This is a genomic window from Clostridium nigeriense (genome assembly GCF_050585245.1).
GTDB classification, from domain to species: Bacteria; Bacillota; Clostridia; order Clostridiales; family Clostridiaceae; genus Clostridium; species Clostridium nigeriense_A.
Window position 1 is genome coordinate 136,000 of sequence record NZ_JBNOOF010000003.1, and the last position, 12,320, is coordinate 148,319.

Consider the following 12,320-nt stretch of genomic DNA (forward strand, 5'->3'; position numbering starts at 1 on the left):
ATTATAAAATATAGGATTTGTATTTGCTATAATTGAGATATATAATAGATTAAGGTAATATTTAATAATATAAGTATATGATTGAAAGGATGATATAAATGAAAAAAATACCATTTTCTCCTCCAGATATATCTGAAGCAGAAATTAATGCTGTAGTAGAAGTATTAAAGTCAGGATGGATTACATCAGGACCAAATTTAGCAAAATTTGAAGAAGAGTTAGCCGAATATTGTGAAGCTAATAAGGCAGTAGCGTTAAATAGTGCAACAGCTGCTATGGAGCTAGTTCTTAAAGTTCTTGATATAAAAGAAGGAGATGAAATAATAACAACTCCTTACACATATACTGCAACTGCAAGTGTAGCAGTGCATAGAGGTATAAAGCCTATTTTTTGCGATGTAGCTAAAGATTCATTCTTTATGGATTATGATAAAATGGGAGAATTAATAACAGAAAAAACAAAGGTAATTATGCCTGTAGATTTTGCAGGAATACCTTGTGATTACGATAAAATAAAAGCAGTTTTAAAAGAAAAAAACAGAGAAGATATAATTATTTTAGTAGATTCAGCTCATTCTTTTGGAGCAAAGTATAAAGGAGAAAAAGTTGGTGCTCAATGTGATTTCCATACTTTCTCATTCCATGCAGTTAAAAACTTTACTACTGCAGAAGGTGGAGCTATAACATATAATGATAATAACTTTGGAGGAAGAGAAAACTTATTCCAAGACTTTAAATTTACTTCTCTACATGGCCAATCAAAAGATGCATTAGCTAAAATGAAGGCTGGTGCTTGGGAATATGATATAATTACAGATGGATTTAAATGCAATATGACAGATATAAATGCTGCTATTGGTAGAGCGCAGTTAACAAGATATGAAGGAATGTTAAAGTATAGAAAAGAAATATTTAATACTTATACAAGAATCTTAGGAAAAGAAGATTTTTCTATAATACCAGTAACAGAATATGGTGAAGGAACAGAAAGTTCATATCATATTTACCCATTAAGAATTAAAGGGTTTAATGAAGAAAAGAGAAATTTACTTATTACTAGATTAGCTGAAAAGGGAATTTCAACAAATGTTCATTATAAGCCACTACCAATGTTTACATTATACAAGAATTTAGGATATAACATTGAAGATTATCCAAATGCTTATGAGCAATATGTAAATGAAATTTCTCTTCCGGTATATAGCACACTAGATTTAAAAGATGTAGAATTTGTAGCAAAAGAGTTGGTAAAAGAAGTGAAAAATATTTTGAGTGAATAATATCGTAAGTAATATAGATTAGCTTTTATATAGTTAATCTATATTTTTTATAGATAGCTTTATTAAAAAAGTATTAAGAGTTTGAAAATGTAATAATTTTGTAGAAAATCTTGTAATAAAATTATATTAAAAAGTTTATATATATTTTGAATTGTGATAAAATGAAAATGTTAGTTTTCTATTAAATTAGAATATAAAGGAGCGTATAACTATGAATATACCTTTAATAGATTTAAAAGCTCAATATGAATCGTTAGCTGATAAATTAAATGAAGCTACTTTAGGGATACTATCATCAGCTAATTACATAATGGGAAAAACAGTATTAGACTTTGAAAAAGAATTTGCAAATTATATAGGAGTTAAGCATGCAATATCAGTAGGTAATGGAACTGATGCATTAGTACTTGCTTTAAAAGCAATAGGAATAGGTGATGGTGATGAAGTTATAACGACTCCATTTACTTTCTTTGCAACAGCTGAAGCAATATCAGCAGTAGGAGGAACTCCAGTATTTGTAGATGTAGATAAAGAAACTTTCAATATAGATATAACTAAAATTGAAGAAAAAATTACTGAAAAAACTAAGGCTATAATGCCAGTGCATATATTTGGCCAAAGTGCAGATATGGATGAAATAAATGAAATAGCTAAGAAGCATAACTTAATGGTTATTGAAGATGCTTGTCAAGCTATAGGAGGAAAATATAAAGGAAGAAACATAGGGGCATTAGGAGATGTAGCATGTTTTTCATTCTTCCCAACTAAGAACTTAGGATGTGCTGGTGACGGTGGAATGATAGTTACAGATAATGATGAAATTGCAACTATTGCAAGAGCTCTTAGAACTCATGGAAGTGGAGAAAATGGTCAAAAGGCTTATAACTTACTTAATAATATAGAAGAAGAAGTTCAAAAAGCAGAAGGAGCTAATGATACAGTTTATAATCCACTTAAATACTATAATTATTTAATTGGCTTTAATACTAGATTAGATGCAATCCAAGCGGCAATCTTAGATGTTAAAATAAAGGAAATAGATAAGTGGAATGCTAAGAGAAGAGAAATAGTTAAAGTTTATAATGAAGCTTTACAAAATAATGATTTAGTAACTCCAGTAGCTAAGGATTATAATGAACATGTTTATCACATGTATATATTACAATCAGAAAATAGAGAAGAAGTTATTGAAAAATTAAAAGAAGCTGGAATTGCAACAGGAGTTTATTATCCAGTACCATTACACCTTCAAAAAGTGTATAAAAACCTAGGATATAAAGAAGGAGATATGCCTGTATCAGAATACTTATCTCACAGAACTTTTGCTATTCCTGTATATCCAGAATTAACTAGAGAACAAGTTGATTATATAATAAGCAAATTAAAATAATTGATTCCATTAAGTTTAGGAGGAGAAACAATGTCAGTTTTAAAAGACCAATTATTAGAAAAAATTAATAATAAAACTGCAAAAGTTGGTGTAGTAGGATTAGGTTACGTTGGATTACCTTTAGCAGTAGAAAAAGCAAAAGCTGGATACGAAACTATAGGTTTCGATGTTCAAGATCAAAAAGTAGATATGGTTAATAATGGCCAAAACTATATTGGAGATGTAGTTGATTCTGAATTAAGCGAATTAACACAAAAAGGAATATTAAGAGCAACTACTGATTTTAGTTTTATAAATGATGTAGATACAGTATGTATTTGTGTTCCAACACCACTTGATTTATATAAGCAACCAGATTTATCTTATGTAGTTAAATCAACAGAAAATGTTGCTAAATACCTTCATAAGGGAATGATAGTAATCCTTGAAAGTACTACTTATCCAGGAACTACTGAAGAAGTATTAAAACCAATACTTGAAAAGAGTGGATTAAAATGTGGAGAAGATTTCTTCTTAGCATTCTCACCAGAAAGAGTAGATCCAGGTAATAAGCATTACAACACTAAAAATACTCCAAAGGTAGTAGGTGGATGTACTGAAGAATGTACAGAAGTTGCAGCTGCTTTATACGAAAATGTATTAGAAGGAGAAATACACAGAGTTTCTTCACCAGCAGTAGCTGAAATGGAAAAAATATTAGAAAATACTTTTAGAAATATAAATATAGGTTTAGCAAATGAAATGGCTATTCTTTGTAACAGAATGGGAATAGATGTATGGGAAGTTATAGATGCTGCTAAAACTAAACCATATGGATTTATGCCATTTTATCCAGGCCCAGGTCTTGGTGGACACTGTATCCCTCTAGATCCTTTCTACTTAGAGTGGAAGGCTAAGGAATATGATTACCATACGCAACTTATTGAAACTTCAGGTATGATAAATGATTCTATGCCAGACTTCGTTTTAGAAAATATAATGAAGATACTAAATAAGCAAAAGAAAGCTCTAAATGGTTCAAAAGTATTAGTAATGGGATTAGCATACAAGAATGATATAGATGATTATAGAGAATCTCCATCATTTAAAGTAATAGAATTACTAGAAAAGAACGGAGCAGAAGTTATAGTTAACGATCCTTTCTGTGCTACAGCTAAGTATAAAAATAAAACTTACCATTCAGTAGATTGGAAAGAAGTTATAGATGAGTCAGATATAGTAGTTATTACTACTGGACACACAGTTTATGACTATGAAGATATAGTTGATAGAGCAAAAGTGGTTTACGATACAAGAAATGCAACTAAGAATGTTGTAAACAATAGAGAAAAAATATATAAGTTATAGAATATAAGTGTTAATGAAAGTGAGGTCACTATATAATGAGTGATTTAGTGTCAATAATTACTCCTACATATAATTGTGGAAAGTTTATTGAAGAAACTATAGAATCTGTTCTTAAGCAAAGTCATGAAAATTGGGAAATGATTATTGTAGATGATTGTTCTACAGATAATACAAAAGAAGTTGTGGAAAAATATACAAAAAATGATCATAGAATTAAATATTATATATTAGATAAGAATTCAGGGGCAGCAGTAACTAGAACAAAAGCCATGGAATTAGCTAAGGGTAATTATATAGCTTTTTTAGATAGTGATGATTTATGGATGGAAGATAAATTAAAGCGTCAACTAGATTTTATGAAAAATAATGACTATGCTTTTACTTGCACTGCTTATGAGCAAATTGATGAAATGGGATATCCATTAAATAAGGTAATTAAAACTAAAGAAAAAACAGACTATAATGGTATTTTATTAAGTTGTCCAGTTGGTAACTCAACAGTAATGTATAATGTAGATAAGCTAGGGAAATTTACGGTTCCTAATATTAGGAAAAGAAATGACGATGCTTTATGGCTACAGATATTGAAAAAAGAAAGATATATTTATGGAATGAAAGACATACTAATGAAATATAGGATTAGAAATAATTCCATTTCTAGTAATAAGCTTCAATTAGTAAAATATCATTGGAAACTTTATAGGGAAATTGAAAATTTATCTATTATAAGATCAACATTTCATATATGTTACTGGGGAGTTTTAAAGACTCTAAGGATTAAATAGGAGGAATTTATAATGAAGATAACAGTTGCCGGAATTGGTTACGTTGGACTTTCTAATGCTGTGTTATTAGCTCAAAATAATGAAGTTGTTGCATTAGATATAATACAAGAAAAAGTTGATATGATAAATAATAAAAAATCACCTATAATAGATGATGAAATTCAAGATTACTTAACAAATAAAAAGTTGAATTTAAAAGCTACAACAGATAATTATTTAGCTTATAAGGATGCTGAGTATGTTATTATATCAACTCCTACAAATTATGATCCTGAAAAAAATTACTTTAATACAAGAACTGTGGAAGCAGTAATAGCAAATGTTTTGTCTATTAATCCTGAAGCAATAATGGTTATAAAATCCACTATTCCAGTTGGATACACAGAAAAGATAAAAGAAAAATTTGATACTGATAATATTATTTTCTCTCCTGAGTTTTTAAGGGAAGGTAGAGCATTGTATGATAATCTATATCCTTCAAGAATAGTTGTTGGTGAACAATCTAAGAGAGCAAAGGTATTTGCAGAACTATTATTAGATGGAGCAATTAAAAAAGAAGTGCCAATTCTTTATACTAATTCAACTGAAGCAGAATCTATAAAACTATTTGCTAATACATTTTTAGCAATGAGGGTAGCATTTTTTAATGAGCTAGATTCTTATGCAGAAATTAGAGGGCTTGATACTAAACAAATTATAAATGGGGTTTGTTTAGACCCTAGGATAGGAAATCATTATAATAATCCTTCATTTGGATATGGTGGATATTGTCTTCCTAAGGATACTAAACAGTTATTAGCAAATTATGCAGATATACCACAAAATATAATGTCTGCAATAGTTGATGCAAATAGAACTAGGAAAGATCATATAGCTGATATGATTTTAAGTAGAAATCCTAAGACTGTAGGAATTTATAGATTAACTATGAAAATGGATTCGGATAACTTTAGGCAATCAGCCATTCAAGGTGTTATGAAAAGAATAAAAGCTAAGGGAGTAGATGTAGTGGTTTATGAACCTGCTTTAAAAGAGGAAAAATTCTATAATTCTAAAGTGATTGAGAACTTAGATGAATTTAAATCTATATCTGATGTTATAGTAGCAAATAGGATAACTGATGATATTTCTGATGTATTAAAGAAGGTATATACTAGGGATATATTTAGCAGAGATTAAGGGGGACGGTTAATAACTAGATATTTGTAGTTATTAACCGTTTCTAATATATACTAGAGGTGCTATTATGGAGAAAATAGTTTTGATAGGTGCTGGTGGACACTGTAAAAGTGTTTTAGATTCCTTATTAGAGTTAAGAACTTATGAGGTTGTTGGTATTACTGATATAAAAAATGATTTTGAAGTAATGGGAGTAAAGGTCATTGGATCTGATGATATATTAGAAAATTTATTCAAATCAGGTGTTAGTAATGCTTTTATATCCTTAGGATCTATAGGGAATACTAGTATAAGAAGGAAGATTTATAACAATTTAAGGGATATTGGTTATAATTTACCTAGAATAATTGATAAAACAGCAATTGTTTCAAAATATGCTACTTTAGAGGATGGAGTTTTTGTAGGGAAAGGTGCAATAATAAATGCTGGTTCTTATATAGGAAGTAACTCAATTATTAACTCTGGATCTATTGTAGAACATGATTGTAAAATAGGGAAATTTGTACATGTAGCTCCTGGTGTAACAATGAGTGGAGGAGCATCTATAGGAAATGATTCTCATGTAGGAACAGGAGCAAGTATAATACAAGGAATTTCTATTGGAAAAAATTCTATTATAGGTGCGGGAAGTGTAATAGTTAGAAATATAGAAGATAACTGTAAAGTTTATGGAAATCCAGGAAGGAAGGTAGTTTATGAATAAAGTTTTTATAATTGCAGAAGCTGGTGTAAATCATAATGGTAGTATTAAAATTGCAAAAAAACTTATAGATGAGGCAGCAAGATGTGGAGTTGATGCTGTTAAATTTCAGAGCTTTAAAGCTAAAAATTTAGTGACAAAATCTGCAAAACAAGCAGAGTACCAAAGAAATAATATGGGTAAAGAAGTTTCTCAGTATGAAATGTTAAAAGCTTTAGAATTAAGTTATGATGATCACCTTGAATTAATAAATTATTCAAAGAAAAAGGAGATAATGTTTTTATCATCTCCATTTGATTTGGAAAGTATAGAATTGTTAAATAATCTTGGCATGGAAATATTTAAAGTTCCTTCTGGTGAAATAGAAAATGTTCCATATTTAAGAAGAATAGGAGAAACAGGTAAGAAGGTTATTTTATCTACTGGAATGAGTAATTTATCAGACATAGAATTTGCTTTAGAAATATTAAAATCATCAGGAGCAAAAGACGTATCAGTTTTACATTGTAACACTGATTATCCAACTAAAATGGAAGAAGTTAATCTAAAGGCTATGAATACTATAGAAAATGCCTTTTCAGTTGAAATAGGATATTCTGATCATACAAAAGGGATAGAAATTCCTATTGCAGCTGTTGCTCTAGGAGCTAAAATAATAGAAAAGCATTTTACATTAGATAGAAATATGGAAGGTCCAGATCATAAAGCAAGTCTAGAACCTAATGAACTTAAGAGCATGGTGAATGCTATAAGAAATGTAGAGATTGCTTTAGGAAATGGTATTAAGAACTTGACAGAGTCTGAAAAGAAAAATGTTAAGATAGCAAGGAAAAGTATTATCTGTAGTAGTGATATAAAGAAGGGTGATACTTTTACTGAAGATAACTTAACAATAAAGAGACCAGGAACAGGTTTATCACCAAAGATGTGGGATGAAGTATTAGGGAAAAAGGCCCAAAAAGATTATCATATAGATGAAATGGTGGAGTTATAATGAAGAAGGTTTGTGTTGTAACAGGTACTAGAGCGGAGTATGGACTATTAAAGCCTTTAATTGAGAAAATTAATAATGACAATGAATTAGAATTGCAGTTAATTGCAACAGGTATGCATTTATCTCCTGAGTTTGGAATGACTTATAATAATATTGTAGAAGATGGATATAAAGTAGATGAAAAAATAGAGATTTTATTAAGTTCAGATACATCAGTTGGAATATCTAAATCCATGGGGTTAGCTACTATAAGTTTTGCTGAAGTTTTCGAAAGATTAAAGCCTGATATGATAGTTGTTTTAGGCGATAGATTTGAAATATTTGCAGTTTGTAGCGCGGCAGTGGTTGCAAAGATTCCTATAGCACATCTACATGGTGGTGAGACAACAGAAGGCGCTTTTGATGAAGCTTTTAGACATAGCATAACTAAGATGAGCTATTTACATTTTACAAGTACTGATGAGTATAAGAAAAGAGTTATTCAATTAGGAGAAGATCCTAAAAGAGTATTTAATGTTGGAGCAATAGGTGTAGAGAATATACTTAAAATGGAGCTTATGTCTAAAGAGGAATTAGAAGAGAGTATAGGATTTGACTTAGGAGATTCTTTTTCATTAGTTACTTTTCATCCAGTAACGCTTGAAAATAGTACATCAGAAGAGCAAATAAAAGAATTATTAGATGCTTTAGAAAGTATAGATGATATGAAGTTTATAATTACTAAAGCAAATTCTGATAGTGATGGTAGAATAATTAATAGAGTTATAGATGAACATTGCGCCAAAAATAAGGATAGGTACATAAGCTTCGTTTCTATGGGTTATAAAAGATATCTTAGTGCAATGAAAAATTGTGAAATGGTAATTGGAAATTCATCTAGCGGAATAATTGAAGCACCTTCTTTTAAAAAGGCGACTATTAATATAGGGGATAGACAGAAAGGAAGGACACAATCTACCTCGGTAATTAATTGTAAGCCTATAAAAAAAGAAATAGTTGATAGCATTAATTTTGCAATGAGCGATATATTTAAAGAAATGTTGGATTCTGTAAATAATCCTTATGAAAAGGATGGGACTTCTGAAAAGATAATTTTACAAATCAAAAAAGTGTTAAATAATCCAATAGATATTAAGAAAGCCTTTTATAATATTGAGTTTTAAATTATAATAGTATTTAGAATTTATAGAACATAATATTAATAGGTAATGTGGTGATATAGTGAATATAGACAACTTAAAAATAAGAAAAGAAGTTAATATAAGAGAGGCTATGAAAAAAATTAATGATGTAGCAAAAGGAATACTTTTTGTAGTGTCTGATAATGATGAATTAATAGGTACTTTAACAGATGGAGATTTTCGCAGATGGATATTAAAAAATGGGTGTATGGAAGAGGCTGTAGAAGTGGTTATGAATAAAAATCCTATCTACTTAATGGAAGGTGATATTAGTTCGGCGGATGAAGTTATGATTGAAAAATCAATAACTGCTATTCCAATAATTAACTTAAATAGAAATATTTTAGATATTAAGTTTTTGAATAAAAATGTATTTATAGAGAATAAGAATAAATCTTTGGAAAATATTCCTATAGTAATTATGGCAGGTGGCTTAGGAACAAGATTATATCCATATACAAAGATATTACCAAAACCACTTATACCAATTGGAGATACACCTATAATTGAAAGAATTATAGATAAATTTTGTTTATATGGAAGTAAAGAGTTTTATCTAACTGTTAATTATAAGAAGAACATGATAAAATCGTACTTTAATGAATTAAATAAAGATTATTTTATTAATTATGTAGAAGAAGATAAACCATTAGGAACTGGTGGAAGCTTAAGTTTATTAAAAGGTAAGATAGATAAAACTTTTTTTGTTTCAAACTGTGATATATTAATAGAAGCAGATTATGAGTCTATCTTGAAATATCATAAGGAAAAAGGTAATAAAGTTACTGTTATATCATCAGTTAAAAATTTTCAAATTCCTTATGGAGTTTTTAAGCTTAATGAAAATGGTAATATTAATGAAATTGTTGAAAAGCCAGTATATACTTTTTTAATAAATACTGGAATGTATGTAATAGAGCCAGATGTTTTAAATGATATTCCAGAAGGAGAGTTTTATAACTTACCTGATATTGTTGAAAAATATATGAACAATGGTGTACCTGTAGGAGTATATCCTATAAGTGAACAATCATGGATGGATATGGGGCAAATTAGCGAAATGAAAGAAATGGTTGAAAAAATAGAAGAAAAGGAAAAAAATAATAACTAGGAGTGTGTGTGATGAACTTAAAAGGAAAAAAGGTTCTTGTAACAGGAGCAGAAGGTTTTATAGGAAGCCACTTAACTGAAAGGTTAGTAGAGTTAGGAGCTGATGTAACAGCTTTAGTACAATATAATTCTTTTAATAACTGGGGTTGGATAGATACATTTGATAAAGAAGTTTTAAACAATATAAGAGTTGAAACTGGTGATATAAGAGAGTTAGATGGAATGAATAGAATAATTAAAGGGCAAGAAGTAGTATTCCATCTTGCAGCTTTAATAGCAATTCCTTATTCTTATCTTTCTCCAATGGCTTATGTAAGAACTAATGTGGAAGGAACAACAAATGTTTTAGAAGCTTGTAGAAATCATGATGTACAAAAAATTATACATACCTCAACTTCTGAAACATATGGAACAGCCTTATATGTTCCTATAGATGAAAAGCACCCAATGCAAGGTCAATCACCTTATTCAGCTTCTAAAATTGGAGCTGATAAGATGGCAGAAAGTTTTTATAGATCATTTAATATGCCAATTGCAACTTTAAGACCATTTAATACTTATGGGCCTAGACAATCTGCAAGAGCAGTAATTCCAACTATAATATCACAAATTTTGGCTGGTAAAAATGAAATAAAGCTTGGTAGTTTAACACCAACTAGAGATTTTAACTTCGTAAAAGACACTGCAGAAGCTTTTGTCAAGGTAGCTGAATCAGATAAAACTATTGGAGAAGTTATAAACGCAGGTTCTAATTTTGAAATATCTGTTGGTGATACAGTAAAGAAAATTATAGATATTATAGGAAAAGATGTTAAGATTATTTGTGATGAAGATAGAATAAGACCTGAGAAAAGTGAAGTAAATAGACTATGGGCTGATAATACTAAGATTAAAGAGCTTACAGATTGGACTCCTAAGTATTCAATTGACGAAGGTTTAGCTGAGACAATAAATTGGATAAAAGAAAATATGAGGTATTATAAGCCAGATATTTACAATGTTTAATTTATATAATTAATATTAGAGATTATCTTAGTATTTCAAGATAATCTCTAAATTATATTTTAAAAAGGTGGGATAAAGATGATACCATTATGCATACCAGAGATTAGAGGAAATGAGTGGAAATATATAAAGGAATGTTTAGACACTAATTGGGTTTCTTCAGTAGGTAAGTTTGTAGATAAATTTGAAGAGGAATTTGCTAAGTATAATAATTCTAAATCAGCAGTAGTAACAATGAATGGGACAGCTGCTCTTCAACTTGCTTTAGTTACATTAGGAATAGGTGAAGGTGATGAGGTTATTGTACCTTCTATGACATTTATTTCTTCAGTAAATTCAATAAAATACGTAGGTGCAGTGCCGGTATTTGTTGATGTAGATAGAGAAACTTTTGTAATGGATGTTAATAAAGTAGAAGAGTTAATTACTGAGAAAACAAAAGCAATAATGCCAGTTCATATATATGGCTATACAGTAGAAATGGATGAGCTTAATAAAATTGCAAAAAAACATAATTTATATGTGATAGAAGATGCTACTGAAGCTTTAGGGACTACTTATAAAGGAAAATTAGCAGGAACTTTAGGAGACATAGGATGCTTTAGTTTTAATGGGAATAAATTAATAACAACTGGAGCAGGGGGAATGTTAATTACTAATGATGAAGAGATTGGTAAAAGGGCAAAGTACTTATCAAATCAAACTAAAACTATTACTGAAAATGGAGCTATGTATCATGAAGAGGTTGGGTATAACTTTAGAATGCCTAATATATTAGCAGCGATGGGATTAGCTCAACTTGAGAATATAGATACTTATTTAGAAGTAAAAAGAAGAAATGCAGAATTATATAATGAATTATTAAAGGATGTTAAAGGTATTTCTTTAGTAAAACAAGTTGAGTATATAGATAATTGTTATTGGTTATACTCAATTTTAGTTGAAGATGATTTTAGAATGTCTAGAGATGAACTTTTAGAATTATTAAAAGAAAATGGGGTTCAAGCAAGACCATTCTTCTTACCAGTCCATGATATGAAGCCTTATTGTGAAAGTAAATGTGGTACTATGGAAGTAACTATGGATGTAAGTGATAGGGGAGTAAATCTTCCAAGTTCCGTATCGTTAACTGAGGAAGAAGTAAGGAAGGTTTGCAATATAATAAGGGGAAACATATAAAGATAATTAATATAAATAAAACTCAGCGAGAGCTGAGTTTTATTTATATTAATTTAGCATAGAATAAATTAAAATTTTATACATAAAATCAAAAAAAGAAATTTTAAAAATTAATAGTTTAATTAAAAGAGTTTATTAATGGATTGAATTAATAGGGGATAGGCTGTATA

At 29.2% G+C, this 12,320-nt stretch carries 11 protein-coding genes; all 11 read left to right on the forward strand.

The window, feature by feature from the left end:
* Positions 1 to 98: 98 nt before the first annotated feature.
* The 11 genes from ACQPUY_RS06640 (at position 99) to ACQPUY_RS06690 (ending at position 12,150) form a co-directional block, all read left to right on the forward strand.
* Complete coding sequence (locus tag ACQPUY_RS06640) at positions 99 to 1,280, forward strand: DegT/DnrJ/EryC1/StrS family aminotransferase (protein ID WP_430840360.1); 1,182 nt, start codon at positions 99 to 101, stop codon at positions 1,278 to 1,280.
* Between the two features lie 211 nt (positions 1,281 to 1,491).
* On the forward strand, positions 1,492 to 2,670 hold the full coding sequence (locus tag ACQPUY_RS06645) for a DegT/DnrJ/EryC1/StrS family aminotransferase (RefSeq protein WP_430840361.1): 1,179 nt from the start codon (positions 1,492 to 1,494) through the stop codon (positions 2,668 to 2,670).
* Between the two features lie 30 nt (positions 2,671 to 2,700).
* On the forward strand, positions 2,701 to 4,017 hold the full coding sequence (locus tag ACQPUY_RS06650; RefSeq protein ID WP_430840362.1) for a nucleotide sugar dehydrogenase: 1,317 nt from the start codon (positions 2,701 to 2,703) through the stop codon (positions 4,015 to 4,017).
* A gap of 35 nt (positions 4,018 to 4,052) precedes the next feature.
* Positions 4,053 to 4,802, forward strand: coding sequence for a glycosyltransferase family 2 protein (locus tag ACQPUY_RS06655; protein ID WP_430840363.1), 750 nt, complete (start codon positions 4,053 to 4,055; stop codon positions 4,800 to 4,802).
* 12 nt (positions 4,803 to 4,814) lie between these two features.
* The gene (locus ACQPUY_RS06660; protein ID WP_430840364.1) at positions 4,815 to 5,981 is read left to right on the forward strand and encodes a nucleotide sugar dehydrogenase; all 1,167 of its coding nucleotides are present in this window, start codon (positions 4,815 to 4,817) and stop codon (positions 5,979 to 5,981) included.
* 67 nt (positions 5,982 to 6,048) lie between these two features.
* Positions 6,049 to 6,684: an acetyltransferase gene (locus ACQPUY_RS06665; RefSeq protein ID WP_430840365.1), complete on the forward strand. Its 636-nt coding sequence runs from the start codon at positions 6,049 to 6,051 to the stop codon at positions 6,682 to 6,684.
* A complete protein-coding gene (neuB, locus tag ACQPUY_RS06670) occupies positions 6,677 to 7,675 on the forward strand; it encodes an N-acetylneuraminate synthase (RefSeq protein WP_430840366.1) in 999 nt (332 codons plus the stop codon). Before ACQPUY_RS06665 ends, neuB begins: the two co-directional genes overlap by 8 nt.
* The gene (neuC, locus tag ACQPUY_RS06675) at positions 7,675 to 8,838 is read left to right on the forward strand and encodes a UDP-N-acetylglucosamine 2-epimerase (protein WP_430840367.1); all 1,164 of its coding nucleotides are present in this window, start codon (positions 7,675 to 7,677) and stop codon (positions 8,836 to 8,838) included. The genes neuB and neuC overlap by 1 nt, the downstream gene beginning before the upstream one ends.
* Before the next feature lie 58 nt (positions 8,839 to 8,896).
* Positions 8,897 to 9,967, forward strand: coding sequence for a nucleotidyltransferase family protein (locus ACQPUY_RS06680; RefSeq protein WP_430840368.1), 1,071 nt, complete (start codon positions 8,897 to 8,899; stop codon positions 9,965 to 9,967).
* A gap of 11 nt (positions 9,968 to 9,978) precedes the next feature.
* Complete coding sequence (locus tag ACQPUY_RS06685) at positions 9,979 to 10,971, forward strand: NAD-dependent 4,6-dehydratase LegB (protein WP_430840369.1); 993 nt, start codon at positions 9,979 to 9,981, stop codon at positions 10,969 to 10,971.
* A 78-nt stretch (positions 10,972 to 11,049) separates the two neighbouring features.
* Entirely contained in the window at positions 11,050 to 12,150 is a 1,101-nt protein-coding gene (locus ACQPUY_RS06690) for a LegC family aminotransferase (RefSeq protein WP_430840370.1), read from the forward strand.
* Positions 12,151 to 12,320: the final 170 nt, after the last annotated feature.